Consider the following 14,646-nt stretch of genomic DNA (forward strand, 5'->3'; position numbering starts at 1 on the left):
TGAGATTGCTCAGGCCAGGTCGCAGGACTCGCGCACCATCTCCACATGGGGGATGCCGGCCTCGAGGAACTCCTCGCTGACCACCTTGAAGCCCAGCCGCTCGTAGAACGGTGTGGCATGCACCTGGGCGCTCAAGGTCTGTTGCTTGAGGTCGCGAGCCTGGGCTTCGGCGATCACTGCATGCATCAGTGCGTCGCCCACTTTCAGCCCGCGCCAGTCCTTGAGCACCGAGATGCGGCCGATGGTGCCGTCTGCCAGCAAGCGCGCGGTGCCGATCGGGTAGTCACCCTCGAGGGCCAGGAAATGCACAGCCTGGGGGTCTTCGGCGTCAAATTCCAGCTCAGGCGGAATGTGCTGCTCGGCAACGAACACCGCATCGCGGATGTGGCGGATGTCACTGTTGTCCTTGATCCAATCGGCAAGCCGAACGCTGATTCTATTCATTGGCAAAACCCAGACTTCCTTGTTCGACCAGCTGGCAGACCAGGGTCAGACCTTCTTCATCCTTGAGCCACTGGCCCAGGTTTTCGATGTGCAGCGCATCGGCGGCGCAGATCATCTTCAGCAGATCGCGCAGGTGACCCGAGAGCAGACGGCTCTGGCCGCTGGCGAACAGCAGCAGGTTGTCATCGACTTCCGACCAGGCCAAGCGTGCGCTTGGGTTACGGATAAGAATAGCGCCTTGTTCCAGGCTGTCGATCAGCTCTTCTTCCTTGAGCGGCTCGCCGGCGACCTGCTCAGGGTAGCGTGGCTCGGTCATGAACTGGCCGAACCAGGTCAGCAGCAGGCGCTCGTCACCCATGTGCTCGGCCAGCAGCGCCTTGAGGCGGTCCAGAGCGTCGTGCTGGATCTGGTGCGGGTCGCTGACCGGCTGGGCGTCGGCGTCGCTGTAGCGCTCTTCGTCCGGCAGGAACTGGCTGAGGAAGTCGGTGAAGTGGGTCAGCACTTCAGCTGCGCTTGGCGCGCGGAAACCGACCGAGTAGGTCAGGCAGTTGTCTTCGGCAACGCCGAAGTGGGCCAGGCGTGGTGGCAGGTAGAGCATGTCACCCGGCTCCAGGCGCCACTCGTCGGTCTGCTCGAAGTCAGCCAGGATGCGCAGGTCAGCGTGCTCGAGCAGCTTGCTGTCGCTGTCGCACATCTGGCCGACTTTCCAGTTGCGGGTACCGTGGCCCTGCAGCAGGAACACGTCGTAGTTGTCGAAGTGCGGGCCAACGCTGCCGCCGGGCGCGGCATAGCTGATCATCACATCGTCAATGCGCCAGCTTGGCAGGAAGCGGAAGCTTTCCAGCAGTTCGGCCACTTCTGGCACGAACTGGTCGACCGCTTGCACCAGCAGGGTCCAGTCGCGCTCTGGCAGGGTGGCGAAGTCGTCCTCGGTGAACGGGCCGCGACGCAGCTCCCACGGGCGTTCGCCGTGTTCGAGGACCAGGCGCGATTCGACTTCCTCTTCCAGGGCCAGGCCAGCCAGCTCGTCAGGGTCGATCGGGCTTTCGAAGTCGGTGAATGCCTGGCGTACCAGCAATGGCTTCTTCTGCCAGTAGTCACGCAGGAACTCGCGAGCAGTCAAACCGCCAAGCAGCTGAAGTGGAGTATCAGAATTCATGTTCAACCTATTGAAAAAACGTAACTTTCGTCCGGGAATAAAAACGCCCGGCTAGGCCGGGCGTCAGACGCAGGCGTAATCTTAGATACGTTTGGCCTGCGCTACTGCGTTACCTATGTAGGTCGCAGGAGTCAGCTGCTTGAGCTCGGCCTTGGCATCGGCTGGCATGTCCAGGCCATCGATGAAGGTCAGCAGCGCCTCAGGGGTGATGCCTTTGCCACGGGTCAGCTCTTTGAGCTTCTCGTAGGGGTTTTCGATGTTGAAGCGGCGCATGACGGTCTGGATCGGCTCGGCTAGCACTTCCCAGCAGGCGTCCAGGTCAGCAGCGATGCGCTGGGTGTTGACTTCCAGCTTGCTGATGCCCTTCAGGCTGGCTTCGTAGGCGATAACGCTGTGAGCGAAGCCCACGCCCAGGTTGCGCAGCACGGTGGAGTCGGTCAGGTCACGCTGCCAGCGCGAAACCGGCAGTTTGCTGGCCAGGTGCTGGAACAGGGCGTTGGCGATACCGAGGTTGCCTTCGGAATTTTCGAAGTCGATCGGGTTGACCTTGTGCGGCATGGTCGACGAGCCGATTTCACCGGCAACGGTGCGCTGCTTGAAGTAGCCCAGCGAGATGTAGCCCCAGATGTCCCGGTCGAAGTCGATCAGGATGGTGTTGAAGCGGGCGATCGCGTCGAACAGCTCGGCAATGTAGTCGTGCGGCTCGATCTGGGTGGTGTACGGGTTGAACTGCAGGCCCAGCTCGTCTTCGATGAAGGCGCGGGCGTTTTCTTCCCAGTCGATCTGCGGGTAGGCCGACAGGTGCGCGTTGTAGTTACCGACGGCGCCGTTGACCTTGCCCATCAGCGGCACGGCAGCGACTTGCGCAATTTGGCGCTCGAGGCGGTAGACGACGTTGGCCATCTCTTTGCCCAGGGTGGTCGGCGAGGCTGGCTGGCCGTGGGTGCGCGACAGCATCGGCACGTCGGCATGCTGGTGGGCAAGCGCGCGGATCGCTTCGGCGATCTGGCGCATCAGCGGCAGCAGTACGTCATCACGGCCCGCGCGCAGCATAAGCGCGTGGGACAGGTTGTTGATGTCCTCGCTGGTGCAGGCGAAGTGGATGAACTCGCTGACGTTGGCCAGCTCAGGCAGTTGTGCAGCCTGCTCCTTGAGCAGGTACTCGATGGCCTTGACGTCGTGGTTGGTGGTGCGTTCGATTTCCTTGACGCGCTCGGCGTGGGCCAGCTGGAAATCGCTGGCCAGGGTATCGAGAACGGCGTTGGCCTCGGCCGAGAATGCCGGCACTTCACCGATTTGCGGGTGAGCGGCCAGGCGTTGCAGCCAGCGCACTTCGACCAAGGCGCGGAAACGGATCAGGCCGTATTCGCTGAAAATAGGGCGCAAGGCCTGGGTTTTGCCGGCGTAGCGGCCGTCTACAGGGGAAACCGCAGTGAGCGAGGAAAGCTGCATGGGGTGTTCTCGGACAGTCAGGCTTTTGGAGGGCGCATATCATACATGAAAAATGCGCCGAGGTCGGGTGGCTGACCAAAGGTCGAGCCCGTTTGATGCTTATCGCAGCCCTTTCGCGACACAAGGCCGCTCCTACAGGGGGCGCGCAAGGCGGGAGTGCGCGGCATTCAGGAATTGGTGCGCATCATGCCGTACAGCTCGTTGAGCAATTTGCGCCGGCTGAACACCAGCTGCCAGCGGTGCCCGCCAAGCTGGCGCCACAGGCGTGCGGCGCGGATCCCGGCCAGCAGCAGTGCGCGGATCTTCGAGGCGTTGCTGGCTTGCTGCAGGAAGCGCATGTCGCCATGCACCTGAATGCGCTGGCGCAAGGTACTCAGGGTGTCCTGATACAAGGCGCCACTGGAAGCGATGACATTCTCGTGGGTCAGGCCGAAGTGATCGGCCTGACCCTGGATTTGCGGCAGGCGGTTGCCGATGGTTTCCAGCAGGTCGCCACGCTTGGCCAGCTGGCGCTCGAGGCCGAGCATCGACAGCGCATAGCGCAGCGGCTCGCGCTGCAGGCTGCTGGGCTCGCGCTCGAGTGCGCCGACCAGGGCGCGGTAACCGTCGCGCAGGTTCAGGTCATCACCACCGAACACTTCGAGGGTGTCCTTGGGGTCCATCACCAGCAGGCTGCCAAGCATGCAGCCAAGCTCGGCGTCATTGGACTGGCCGGTGCGTGCCAGCTTGTCGACCAGCACCGCAGCCTGAAACACGCCGCCCAGGGCAATCAACTGCTCGTGCAGGTTGCTCATGGGCGCGGGCTCCACGGCTCGGCAGTTTCGATCACGCCGCCGCCCAGGCACACCTCGCCATCGTAGAACACCACCGACTGGCCGGGGGTGACCGCACGTTGCGGCTCGTCGAACACGGCGCGGTAGCCGCTGTCGGTGCGTTCCAGGGTGCAGCCCTGGTCGCCCTGGCGATAGCGCACCTTTGCCGTGAGGCGGCGCGGGGTGGCGAGGTCGACTGGGTTGACCCAGAAGATGTCCGAGGCGAGCAGGGCGCGGGAGAACAACCATGGGTGCTCGTTGCCCTGGCCGACCACCAGCACGTTGCGGGCGAGGTCCTTGACCAGCACGTACCACGGGTCGTCACCGGCGTCCTTTAGGCCGCCGATGCCCAGGCCCTGGCGCTGGCCGATGGTGTGGTACATCAGGCCGTGGTGGCGACCGATGACTTCACCTTCGGTGGTTTCGATGTTGCCCGGCTGGGCCGGCAGGTACTGCTTGAGGAAGTCGCTGAAGCGTCGTTCGCCAATGAAGCAGATGCCGGTGGAATCCTTTTTCTTGGCAGTCGCCAGGCCATGTTTCTCGGCGATGGCGCGCACTTCGGGTTTTTCCAGCTCGCCGACCGGGAACAGGGTGCGGGCGATTTCCTTGCCGCCGACGGCATGCAGAAAGTAGCTCTGGTCCTTGTTCGGGTCCAGGCCCTTGAGCAGCTCGGTCAGCTCGCCGGTGTCGCGCCGGCGTACATAGTGACCGGTGGCGATCAGGTCGGCGCCGAGCGACAGCGCGTAGTCGAGGAAGGCCTTGAACTTGATCTCGCGGTTGCAGAGGATGTCCGGGTTTGGCGTGCGCCCAGCCTTGTACTCTTCAAGAAAGTGCTCGAACACGTTATCCCAGTACTCGGCGGCAAAGTTGGCCGTGTGCAGCTTGATGCCAATGCGATCGCACACGGCCTGGGCGTCGGCCAGGTCTTCGCGGGCGGTGCAGTAGTCGGTGCCGTCGTCCTCTTCCCAGTTTTTCATGAACAGACCTTCCACCTGGTAGCCCTGCTCGATCAGCAGAAGGGCGGATACGGAAGAGTCGACGCCGCCGGACATGCCGACGATGACGCGGGTCTTGGCGGGGTCTTTAAGTGCTGGGCTGGTCATGGCTACCGATGTGTATCAGGGAAAAAGGTCGATTCTATCAGGCCCGCTCGTGCGCGTCAGTCGCGCAGCAGGGCGAGGCTGTGCAGCGGCCCTGCCAGGTAGTCGTCGATGCAGCGCGGCACCAGCTCGCTGCGCCAGCGTTGTGGCTCGGCCAGCAGCTCGGCGCGGGTCATCCACAGCGCACGGGTTATATCGCTGTCGAGGGCGCGTTGCGGATGGTGCCGGACGGGGCGAGCAGCGAAGCAGATGCGTTGGTAGGTGACGCCGTTACTGGGGGCAGTGTACAGGTAGATGCCCACCACGCCGGTCAGTTCGACGTCCCAGGCGGTTTCTTCGAGGGTTTCGCGCAGGGCGGCCTGCTGCAGGGTTTCGTTGGGCTCGAGGTGGCCGGCCGGTTGGTTGAAGACGTGCTGGCCGGCTTTGAATTCCTCGACGAAGAGGAAGCGGCCCTGGTCTTCGACCACGGTGGCTACGGTGATGTGGGGGTGCCAGGTCATAGTGGAATCCTGAAAAGCACAAACCCCGGTGCGTGGCCGGGGTTTGTGGGGTTACTTCAAGCGAACCTTACAGCGCAGCAATCGCGTTATTGAGGGTCTGGCTTGGACGCATCACCTTGGCGGTCAGCTCGGCATCCGGGGCATAGTAGCCACCGATGTCGACTGGCTTGCCCTGTACGGCGTTGAGTTCGGCGACGATGGTCGCTTCGTTCTCGGTCAGGGTCTTGGCCAGCGGGGCGAAGCGCGCTTGCAGCGCAGCGTCGTCGCTCTGCGCAGCCAGGGCCTGAGCCCAGTACAGGGTCAGGTAGAAGTGGCTACCGCGGTTGTCGATACCGCCAACCTTGCGCGAAGGCGACTTGTTGTTGTCGAGGAACTTGCCGGTAGCCTGGTCCAGGGTGTTGGCCAGAACCTTGGCGCGTGGGTTGGCGTAGGTGTCGCCCAGGTGCTCGAGCGAGGCCGCCAGAGCGAGGAACTCACCCAGCGAATCCCAACGCAGGAAGTTCTCTTCGACCAGCTGCTGCACGTGCTTGGGTGCCGAACCGCCAGCGCCGGTTTCGAACAGGCCGCCGCCGTTCATCAGCGGCACGATCGACAGCATCTTGGCGCTGGTGCCCAGCTCCATGATCGGGAACAGGTCGGTCAGGTAGTCGCGCAGAACGTTGCCGGTCACCGAGATGGTATCCTTGCCTTCGCGGATACGGGCCAGGGAGAACTTGATCGCCTCGACCGGCGGCAGGACGCGAATGTCCAGGCCAGTGGTGTCGTGGTCTTTCAGGTACTTCTGGACTTTCTCGATCATCACGCCGTCGTGGGCGCGTTCCGGGTCGAGCCAGAACACCGCTGGGGTACCGCTCAGGCGGGCACGGTTGACGGCCAGCTTGACCCAGTCCTGGATCGGCGCGTCCTTGGTCTGGCACATGCGGAAGATGTCGCCGGCTTCGACATTCTGTTGCAGAACCACGTTGCCTTTGCCATCAACGACGCGCACGACGCCATCGGCCTTGATTTCGAAGGTCTTGTCGTGGGAGCCGTACTCTTCGGCTTTCTGCGCCATCAGGCCAACGTTCGGTACGCTGCCCATGGTGGTCGGATCGAAGGCGCCGTTGACCTTGCAGTCTTCGATGGCAGCCTGGTAGATACCGGCGTAGCAGCGGTCCGGGATCACGGCCTTGGCGTCTTGCAGCTCGCCGGCAGTGTTCCACATCTTGCCCGAGTCACGGATCATGGCCGGCATCGAGGCGTCGACGATTACGTCGCTCGGCACGTGCAGGTTGGTGATGCCTTTGTCGGAGTTGACCATGGCCAGGGCTGGACGTACGGCGTACAGGGCCTGGATGTCGGCTTCGATCTGCGCTTGCTGGTCAGCTGGCAGGTCCTTGATGCGGGCGTACAGGTCGCCGATGCCGTTGTTGGCATTGAAACCGATGTCGGCCAGCGCTGCAGCGTGCTTGGCCAGCACTTCACCGTAGAACTCTTCGACGATGACGCCGAACATGATCGGGTCGGAAACCTTCATCATGGTTGCTTTCAAATGCACCGAGAGCAGTACGCCGCTGGCCTTTGCATCTGCGATCTGCTCGGCGATGAAGGCTTTCAGGGCTTTGCGGCTCATGGTCGCGCAGTCAACGACTTCTGCGGCTTTGACAGCGGTTTTTTCCTTCAGAACGGTAGTTGCGCCGTTCTTGTCCAGCAGTTCGATGCGCAGGCTGTCGTCAGCTTCGATCAGTGCGGCTTTTTCGCTGCCGTAGAAGTCGCCTTGGCTCATGTGGGCCACGTGCGATTTCGAATCGGAAGCCCAGGCGCCCATTTTGTGCGGGTGCTTGCGAGCGTAGTTCTTGACCGAAAGCGGCGCGCGGCGGTCGGAGTTGCCTTCGCGCAGTACCGGGTTCACGGCGCTGCCCTTGATGCGGTCGTAGCGCGCGCGGGATTCTTTTTCGGCAGCGCTGGCAGGCTCGTCAGCGTAGTCAGGGATGGCGTAACCCTTGGCTTGCAGTTCCTTGATCGCAGCCTTGAGCTGAGGCACCGAGGCCGAGATGTTCGGCAGCTTGATGATGTTGGCTTCAGGGGTGGTGGCCAGTTGGCCCAGCTCCGCCAGATGATCGCTTACCTGCTTGTCTGCGCCGAGTTGCTCCGGGAATGCCGCAAGGATACGGCCAGCCAGGGAGATGTCGCGAGTTTCGACGGCGATGTCAGCCGAGGCGGTGAACGCTTCGACGATCGGCAGCAGCGAATAGGTGGCGAGGGCAGGGGCTTCGTCGGTGAAGGTATAGATGATCTTAGAGCGGGTGGGCATGCGGGTTAACTCTCTGTTTTGCTGAGCGTACTCGAGTCTCGGGGTGCGCTGGGTAGGCGCATCGCCCACGGCGCGCCATGGGCAAAAGGTCGAGAGGCTACGAGCGGTGATGGTGGATGCATCAGTCGAGCGTCAAGCGGCTGGGATGCGGTAACAGCCCAGACTTTGTGGCCTTCGAGGGCCGGGGGCAAGCCGCGATTTCCGGGGATTCGCCCCCATGACCTTACGGTCAGGGCCGGAGTATACCAAACCCTTCGGGCTAATCAGCAAGGCCAAGTGGTATCAGCGCATTTATAAGACCAAAGACTTACCTGCAATGTGGTGCATTGCCGCAGGTGCAAGCCCGGCCTTGCAGGTCGGCAGATGTGGTTTAGGCTGATTGGATCGCATGATGTCCAACCACACCCGACTCCGGAGTAGTGCAAGCATGGGATACCAGAAAATCACGGTGCCGACCGACGGCGCCAGGATCACCGTTAATGCCGACCATTCGCTCAATGTGCCCGACAATCCGATCATTCCTTATATCGAAGGCGATGGCATCGGGGTCGATGTTTCCCCGGTGATGATCAAGGTAGTCGATGCCGCGGTGCACAAGGCCTACGCCGGCAAGCGCAAGATCGCCTGGATGGAGGTCTATGCCGGTGAAAAAGCTACGCAGGTGTATGACCAGGACACCTGGCTGCCGCAAGAGACCCTCGACGCAGTCAAAGAATACGTGGTGTCGATCAAAGGCCCGCTGACCACGCCGGTCGGCGGCGGCATCCGCTCGCTGAACGTGGCCCTGCGCCAACAGCTTGACCTGTATGTGTGTCTGCGCCCGGTGGTGTGGTTCGAAGGCGTGCCGAGTCCGGTGAAAAAGCCGGGAGACGTCGACATGGTGATCTTCCGGGAAAACTCCGAAGACATTTATGCCGGCATCGAGTGGAAGGCCGGTTCGCCCGAAGCCATCAAAGTGATCAAGTTTCTCAAGGAGGAAATGGGCGTCACCAAGATCCGCTTCGACCAGGACTGCGGCATCGGCGTCAAACCGGTCTCCAAGGAAGGCACCAAGCGCCTGGTGCGCAAGGCGTTGCAGTATGTGGTCGACAATGACCGCGAGTCGCTGACCCTGGTCCACAAGGGCAACATCATGAAATTCACCGAGGGCGCGTTCAAGGACTGGGGCTACGAGGTGGCCAAGGAAGAATTCGGCGCCGAGTTGCTCGATGGCGGGCCCTGGATGCAGTTCACCAACCCCAAGAGTGGCAAGAAGGTGGTGGTCAAGGATGCGATCGCCGATGCCATGCTGCAGCAGATCCTGCTGCGCCCGGCAGAGTATGACGTGATTGCCACGCTCAACCTGAACGGTGACTACCTGTCCGATGCGCTGGCGGCAGAAGTGGGCGGGATTGGCATCGCGCCTGGGGCGAACCTGTCGGATACCGTGGCAATGTTCGAAGCGACGCACGGTACCGCGCCCAAGTATGCTGGCCAGGACAAGGTCAACCCGGGGTCGGTTATCCTCTCAGCCGAAATGATGCTGCGGCATATGGGCTGGACCGAGGCTGCCGACCTGATCATCAAAGGCACCAACGGCGCAATTGCGGCGAAAACCGTTACCTATGATTTCGAGCGCCTGATGGACGGCGCTACGCTGGTGGGTAGCTCAGGTTTTGGCGATGAGATGATCAAACACATGTAGACACGAAAAACCGATCGCCTCGTTCAAGAGGCGATCGGCCCGTTCACATCTCAGCGGCAGGCAAATGGTCAGGCAGTGGCCTTCGTGCGTTCAGTCGCCGGATCTGCTGAACTTGTGACCTCGGCTTTGGCGTCGCTGATGTTCACCGCGTGCAGGCCCTTGGGGCCCTGGATGATGTCGAACTTGACCAGCTGGCCTGCCTTCAGCGTCTTGTATCCGTCCATTACGATGGCCGAATAGTGGGCAAAGAGGTCTTCAGTCTTGCCGTCTTCGTTGACGAACCCGTAGCCCTTGGCATTGTTGAACCACTTGACTTTACCGCTTGTCATCCCTATGTCCCTCTGCAAAGGACTCCATCACTGGAGTATCATCCACGTATCCGCATACGAACCTTGCGAAAAATCTGGTTGACTGCGCGGATCTTTATCGCCCACGGTGGGTTCTATTGGTTGTAACACCGTTTTGCCGATAGTCAAGGTCATGCGGCGCCTGCGCCGGCGCCAGCCCTATGCGGTCAACCCACAACCTTAACTTGTCGATGTGATGAAATTCTTTCCATGCATGCACACAGTCAGATTCGACTAACATTCAATCAGGATGGTCCTCAGACCAACGAGGACGATGGCTCCGGTCTGGCTGTTCAAGAAGCCAAGCCGATCCTGCAGGCGCCACCCATGTACAAGGTGGTTTTATTCAACGATGACTACACGCCAATGGATTTCGTCGTCGAAGTGCTCGAGACGTTCTTTAGTTTGAACCGCGAGCTGGCGACCAAGATCATGCTGACCGTCCATACCGAAGGGCGGGCAGTATGCGGATTGTTTACCCGCGATATCGCCGAAACGAAGGCGACGCAGGTCAACCAATACGCCCGGGAGAGCCAGCATCCGCTACTCTGTGAAATCGAGAAGGACGGTTAATCGCCGACCACTTGGGTATGAGGTGAAGCTATGTTAAACCGCGAGCTCGAAGTCACCCTCAATCTGGCCTTCAAGGAGGCCCGTTCGAAGCGTCATGAGTTCATGACCGTCGAACATCTGCTGTTGGCACTCCTAGACAATGAGGCGGCCGCAACCGTTCTACGCGCCTGTGGCGCCAATCTCGACAAGCTCAAGCACGACCTGCAAGAGTTCATCGACTCCACTACCCCCCTGATTCCGGTGCACGACGAAGACCGCGAAACCCAGCCAACTCTGGGCTTCCAGCGAGTGCTGCAACGCGCGGTGTTCCATGTGCAGAGTTCGGGCAAGCGTGAAGTGACCGGCGCCAATGTGCTGGTGGCTATCTTCAGCGAGCAGGAAAGTCAGGCCGTGTTTCTGCTCAAGCAGCAGAGCGTGGCCCGTATCGACGTGGTCAACTTCATTGCCCACGGCATTTCCAAGGTGCCAGGCCATGGGCCGAGCGCCGACAGCGACCAGGACATGCAGGATGAAGAGGGTGGCGAAACGTCGTCCTCGAGCAATCCGCTGGATACCTATGCCAGCAACCTCAACGAGCAGGCGCGTCAGGGTCGTATCGATCCGTTGGTGGGCCGTGAGCAAGAAGTCGAGCGCGTAGCGCAGATTCTCGCTCGCCGGCGCAAGAACAACCCGTTGCTGGTCGGTGAAGCGGGCGTCGGCAAGACGGCCATCGCCGAAGGCCTGGCCAAACGTATCGTCGACGGTCAGGTGCCTGATCTGCTGGCGCAGAGCGTGGTCTATTCGCTCGATCTCGGCGCACTGCTGGCCGGGACCAAGTACCGTGGCGACTTCGAGAAGCGCTTCAAGGCGCTGCTTGGTGAGCTGAAAAAACGTCCGCAGGCGATCCTGTTCATCGATGAGATCCACACCATCATCGGTGCTGGGGCGGCCTCGGGCGGGGTAATGGATGCGTCCAACCTGCTCAAGCCACTGCTCTCGTCAGGTGATATACGCTGCATCGGCTCGACTACCTTCCAGGAATTTCGTGGCATCTTCGAGAAGGACCGGGCCTTGGCGCGGCGCTTCCAGAAGGTCGATGTGTCGGAGCCGTCGGTGGAAGACACCGTGGGTATCCTGCGTGGGCTGAAAGGCCGCTTCGAGTCGCATCACCACATCGAGTACAGCGACGAGGCCCTGCGCGCCGCTGCCGAGCTCGCCGCGCGCTATATCAATGACCGGCATATGCCGGACAAGGCCATCGATGTGATCGACGAGGCGGGTGCCTACCAGCGTCTGCAGCCGGAGGCCAATCGGGTCAAGCGCATCGAAGTCGCGCAGGTCGAAGATATCGTCGCGAAAATCGCTCGGATTCCGCCAAAGCACGTGTCCAGCTCCGACAAGGAGCTGCTGCGTAACCTGGAGCGCGACCTGAAACTGACCGTATTTGGTCAGGATCCAGCGATCGACTCGCTGTCGACTGCGATCAAGCTGTCGCGAGCCGGCCTCAAGGCCCCGGACAAGCCCGTAGGCTCGTTCCTGTTCGCTGGCCCTACCGGCGTCGGCAAAACCGAGGCTGCGCGTCAGCTGGCCAAGGCGCTGGGGGTTGAGCTGGTGCGCTTCGACATGTCCGAGTACATGGAACGGCACACTGTGTCGCGCCTGATCGGTGCGCCGCCAGGCTATGTCGGTTTCGACCAAGGTGGCTTGCTCACCGAGGCAATCACCAAGCAGCCGCACTGCGTACTGCTGCTCGACGAGATCGAGAAGGCCCACCCGGAAGTCTTCAACCTGCTGCTGCAGGTGATGGACCACGGTACCCTGACCGACAACAACGGGCGCAAGGCGGATTTCCGCAACGTGATTCTGATCATGACCACCAACGCCGGCGCCGAAACTGCCGCGCGGGCTTCCATTGGCTTTACCCATCAGGACCATGCGTCGGATGCGATGGAAGTCATTCGCAAGAGCTTCACGCCGGAATTCCGCAACCGCCTGGATACCATCATCCAGTTCGGTCGCCTGAGCCACGAGACGATCAAAAGCATCGTCGACAAGTTCCTTATCGAACTGCAGGCTCAGCTGGAAGACAAGCGTGTACTGCTTGAGGTCAGTGACGAGGCACGTGGCTGGCTGGCTGCCAGCGGCTATGACGTGCAGATGGGTGCCCGGCCGATGGCACGGCTTATCCAGGACAAGATCAAGCGGCCCTTGGCTGAAGAGATTCTGTTCGGTGAGCTGGCCGAGCATGGCGGCGTGGTGCACATCGAGCTACGTGATGGCGAGTTGGTGTTCGACTTCGAGACCACTGCCGAAGTGGCGTGATCGAGCAGAGTGGGCCGCCTCGGTGGCCCTCTTTCTTTGGCCACAAAAAAGCCCGGCACATTGGCCGGGCTTTTTCATGGCTGGAGCTTAACGAGCGCGGTAAGTGATGCGGCCCTTGCTCAGGTCATAAGGCGTCAGTTCGACGCGAACCTTGTCGCCAGTGAGAATACGGATGTAGTTCTTGCGCATTTTTCCGGAGATATGCGCGGTTACGACGTGCCCATTTTCCAACTCCACGCGGAACATGGTGTTGGGCAGGGTGTCGACGACAGTGCCTTCCATTTCGAAGCTGTCTTCTTTCGACATGCAGTAAAGCCCTCGGTATCCAGTGTAGGCCCGACGCGCAACTGCACCGGGCAAAAAAGTGGCGTGGATTATGCCCGAAAAGAGTATTTCAAGCCAATGCTTTCAATTGAGGCTGACCCAACGTTGGTTGATCAGCAGTTCGATGGGGCGATACTGGGTCTTGTAGCTCATCTTTTTGCAATTCTTGATCCAGTAGCCAAGGTACACCGCCTCAAGGTTCTGGCGCAGTGCATCGCTGATCTGCCAGAGAATGGCGAAGCGCCCCAGGCTGCGGCGTTCTTCATCCGGCTCGTAGAAGGTGTACACCGCCGACAGCCCGTTGGGCAGCATATCGCATACCGCCACCGCAAGCAGCCGTCCATGCAGACGAAACTCATAGAACCAGCAGAATGGCAGATCGCGCACCAGAAAGGTGGAAAACTGATCCCGACTGGGCGGATACATGTCGCCGTCGCTGTGGCGCTGCTCGATGTAGCGCCGATAAAGGTCGAAATATTCTTCTTTGAACGACGGCCGGGCGGCAGTCACCTGCAGATCGCTGTTGCGCTTGAGGATACGCCGCTGCTGGCGGTTGGGGATGAAGCGGGCGACGGGGATGCGCGCTGGCACGCAGGCATTGCAGTTTTGGCAATGCGGGCGATACAGGTGGTCGCCACTGCGGCGAAAGCCCATTTCGGAGAGGTCGGCATACACATCGACGTCCATCGGCTGGCTAGGGTCGAGGAACAGCGTGGTGGCCTGCTCATCAGGCAGGTAGCTGCAGGAGTGGGGCTGAGTGGCATAGAACTTCAACCGCGCCAACTCTGTCATGATCGACCCCTCGGCAAGACGTAGTCCTAAGTGTAAGCCAGCTGGGCAAACTCGCCTAGCGAACCCAGCTGACCTCGACGGGCTGGTCGAGATGGCGTGCGAGGTGCTCGGCAAAGCTTTCGCGGCTGATTGCGCGAGCGCCTAGGCTGTGCAGGTGGTTGGTGGGCATCTGGCAGTCGATCAGAACGAAACCAGCCGCGCGCAGATGCTCGACCAGGGTCACGAAGCCGACCTTGGAGGCATTGTCGGCGCGGCTGAACATCGACTCGCCAAAAAACAGCCGACCCATGGCCAGGCCGTACAGGCCGCCAACCAGCTCGCCGTTCTCGCGCACTTCAACCGAGTGGGCGAAGCCGCGCCGGTGCAGCTCGCAGTAGGCGGCGCGCATGGGGTCGGTGATCCAGGTGCCGTCGGCGTAGTCGCGTGGCGCTGCACAAGCGGCGATTACCGTTTCGAAGTCAGTATCGAAACTGACCTGGTAACGCTGCTGGCGGATCAGCTTGGCCAGCGAGCGTGACACGTGCAGCTCGTCGGGGAACAACACCGTGCGTGGGTCGGGTGACCACCAGAGAATGGGCTGACCATCCTGAAACCACGGAAAGCAGCCATGCCGATAGGCCTGAACCAGGCGCTCAGGGCTCAGGTCGCCGCCAGCGGCAAGTAATCCGTTGGGCTCCTGCAGAGCCTTTGTCAGGGGCGGAAAGGTCAGCGAGTCGCGGGTCAGCCAGATCAGCATGGGCATCATGTGCAGTGGGGGAGGGGAGGGCTGACAGCATGGCCCGCCCTCGTCAGCAGGTCAATCCAACGCCAACCCGCAGCGCTGACGCTCGCCAAGGCAATTGCCAGCAGATTTTTCAGGCAATCG

Annotated in this window: 14 protein-coding genes; 3 read left to right on the forward strand and 11 right to left on the reverse strand. The window is 61.2% G+C overall.

Going from position 1 to position 14,646, the window contains the following annotated elements:
- Positions 1–9: 9 nt before the first annotated feature.
- The 7 genes from FW789_RS02800 to FW789_RS02830 form a co-directional block, all read right to left on the reverse strand.
- Positions 10–444 carry a GNAT family N-acetyltransferase gene (locus tag FW789_RS02800; protein WP_103437885.1) on the reverse strand — a complete coding sequence of 145 codons (435 nt, stop codon included), beginning with the start codon at positions 442–444 and terminating at the stop codon, positions 10–12.
- Positions 437–1,603, reverse strand: coding sequence for a ribosomal protein uL16 3-hydroxylase (locus FW789_RS02805; RefSeq protein ID WP_103437884.1), 1,167 nt, complete (start codon positions 1,601–1,603; stop codon positions 437–439). The genes FW789_RS02800 and FW789_RS02805 overlap by 8 nt, the downstream gene beginning before the upstream one ends.
- A gap of 81 nt (positions 1,604–1,684) precedes the next feature.
- Positions 1,685–3,055: an adenylosuccinate lyase gene (gene purB, locus FW789_RS02810; RefSeq protein ID WP_101320851.1), complete on the reverse strand. Its 1,371-nt coding sequence runs from the start codon at positions 3,053–3,055 to the stop codon at positions 1,685–1,687.
- 167 nt (positions 3,056–3,222) lie between these two features.
- Positions 3,223–3,849, reverse strand: coding sequence for a high frequency lysogenization protein HflD (gene hflD, locus FW789_RS02815; RefSeq protein WP_101320849.1), 627 nt, complete (start codon positions 3,847–3,849; stop codon positions 3,223–3,225).
- Positions 3,846–4,970 (reverse strand): tRNA 2-thiouridine(34) synthase MnmA, encoded by a 1,125-nt coding sequence (mnmA, locus tag FW789_RS02820; protein ID WP_103437882.1) that lies wholly within the window; start codon positions 4,968–4,970, stop codon positions 3,846–3,848. Before mnmA ends, hflD begins: the two co-directional genes overlap by 4 nt.
- Before the next feature lie 56 nt (positions 4,971–5,026).
- On the reverse strand, positions 5,027–5,467 hold the full coding sequence (locus FW789_RS02825) for an NUDIX hydrolase (RefSeq protein WP_101320845.1): 441 nt from the start codon (positions 5,465–5,467) through the stop codon (positions 5,027–5,029).
- A 67-nt stretch (positions 5,468–5,534) separates the two neighbouring features.
- Positions 5,535–7,760 (reverse strand): NADP-dependent isocitrate dehydrogenase, encoded by a 2,226-nt coding sequence (locus FW789_RS02830; protein WP_186698886.1) that lies wholly within the window; start codon positions 7,758–7,760, stop codon positions 5,535–5,537.
- Between the two features lie 427 nt (positions 7,761–8,187).
- On the opposite strand from FW789_RS02830, the gene icd reads away from it, so the two are divergent.
- Positions 8,188–9,444 carry an NADP-dependent isocitrate dehydrogenase gene (gene icd, locus FW789_RS02835; protein ID WP_103437880.1) on the forward strand — a complete coding sequence of 419 codons (1,257 nt, stop codon included), beginning with the start codon at positions 8,188–8,190 and terminating at the stop codon, positions 9,442–9,444.
- Positions 9,445–9,512: 68 nt separating this feature from the next.
- Here the strand turns inward: icd and cspD are convergent, their stop codons facing one another.
- Positions 9,513–9,773 (reverse strand): cold shock domain-containing protein CspD, encoded by a 261-nt coding sequence (gene cspD, locus FW789_RS02840; protein ID WP_186698890.1) that lies wholly within the window; start codon positions 9,771–9,773, stop codon positions 9,513–9,515.
- A 228-nt stretch (positions 9,774–10,001) separates the two neighbouring features.
- Here cspD and clpS point away from each other — a divergent pair, with 228 nt between their 5' ends.
- A complete protein-coding gene (gene clpS / locus FW789_RS02845; protein WP_101320839.1) occupies positions 10,002–10,364 on the forward strand; it encodes an ATP-dependent Clp protease adapter ClpS in 363 nt (120 codons plus the stop codon).
- A gap of 30 nt (positions 10,365–10,394) precedes the next feature.
- Positions 10,395–12,665 carry an ATP-dependent Clp protease ATP-binding subunit ClpA gene (gene clpA / locus FW789_RS02850; RefSeq protein WP_101320837.1) on the forward strand — a complete coding sequence of 757 codons (2,271 nt, stop codon included), beginning with the start codon at positions 10,395–10,397 and terminating at the stop codon, positions 12,663–12,665.
- An 87-nt stretch (positions 12,666–12,752) separates the two neighbouring features.
- On the opposite strand, the gene infA is transcribed toward clpA, so the two are convergent.
- The 3 genes from infA to aat form a co-directional block, all read right to left on the reverse strand.
- The gene (infA, locus tag FW789_RS02855; RefSeq protein WP_002553999.1) at positions 12,753–12,971 is read right to left on the reverse strand and encodes a translation initiation factor IF-1; all 219 of its coding nucleotides are present in this window, start codon (positions 12,969–12,971) and stop codon (positions 12,753–12,755) included.
- Positions 12,972–13,073: 102 nt separating this feature from the next.
- A complete protein-coding gene (locus tag FW789_RS02860) occupies positions 13,074–13,781 on the reverse strand; it encodes an arginyltransferase (RefSeq protein WP_103437879.1) in 708 nt (235 codons plus the stop codon).
- A gap of 55 nt (positions 13,782–13,836) precedes the next feature.
- Positions 13,837–14,517, reverse strand: a complete 681-nt coding sequence (aat, locus tag FW789_RS02865) for a leucyl/phenylalanyl-tRNA--protein transferase (RefSeq protein WP_103437878.1) — start codon at positions 14,515–14,517, stop codon at positions 13,837–13,839.
- Between the last annotated feature and the right edge of the window lie 129 nt (positions 14,518–14,646).

It is taken from the genome of Pseudomonas sp. 1121_17, assembly GCF_052850745.1.

What these genes read in the sequence shown, in the direction of transcription:
- FW789_RS02830 (WP_186698886.1), bottom strand. Translation starts at nt 7,760, where the DNA reads ATGCCCACCCGCTCTAAGATCATCTATACCTTCACCGACGAAGCCCCT.
- mnmA (WP_103437882.1), bottom strand. Translation starts at nt 4,970, where the DNA reads ATGACCAGCCCAGCACTTAAAGACCCCGCCAAGACCCGCGTCATCGTC.
- icd (WP_103437880.1), top strand. Translation starts at nt 8,188, where the DNA reads ATGGGATACCAGAAAATCACGGTGCCGACCGACGGCGCCAGGATCACC.
- FW789_RS02825 (WP_101320845.1), bottom strand. Translation starts at nt 5,467, where the DNA reads ATGACCTGGCACCCCCACATCACCGTAGCCACCGTGGTCGAAGACCAG.
- FW789_RS02805 (WP_103437884.1), bottom strand. Translation starts at nt 1,603, where the DNA reads ATGAATTCTGATACTCCACTTCAGCTGCTTGGCGGTTTGACTGCTCGC.
- hflD (WP_101320849.1), bottom strand. Translation starts at nt 3,849, where the DNA reads ATGAGCAACCTGCACGAGCAGTTGATTGCCCTGGGCGGCGTGTTTCAG.
- FW789_RS02800 (WP_103437885.1), bottom strand. Translation starts at nt 444, where the DNA reads ATGAATAGAATCAGCGTTCGGCTTGCCGATTGGATCAAGGACAACAGT.
- clpA (WP_101320837.1), top strand. Translation starts at nt 10,395, where the DNA reads ATGTTAAACCGCGAGCTCGAAGTCACCCTCAATCTGGCCTTCAAGGAG.
- clpS (WP_101320839.1), top strand. Translation starts at nt 10,002, where the DNA reads ATGCATGCACACAGTCAGATTCGACTAACATTCAATCAGGATGGTCCT.
- cspD (WP_186698890.1), bottom strand. Translation starts at nt 9,773, where the DNA reads ATGACAAGCGGTAAAGTCAAGTGGTTCAACAATGCCAAGGGCTACGGG.
- aat (WP_103437878.1), bottom strand. Translation starts at nt 14,517, where the DNA reads ATGCTGATCTGGCTGACCCGCGACTCGCTGACCTTTCCGCCCCTGACA.
- purB (WP_101320851.1), bottom strand. Translation starts at nt 3,055, where the DNA reads ATGCAGCTTTCCTCGCTCACTGCGGTTTCCCCTGTAGACGGCCGCTAC.
- FW789_RS02860 (WP_103437879.1), bottom strand. Translation starts at nt 13,781, where the DNA reads ATGACAGAGTTGGCGCGGTTGAAGTTCTATGCCACTCAGCCCCACTCC.
- infA (WP_002553999.1), bottom strand. Translation starts at nt 12,971, where the DNA reads ATGTCGAAAGAAGACAGCTTCGAAATGGAAGGCACTGTCGTCGACACC.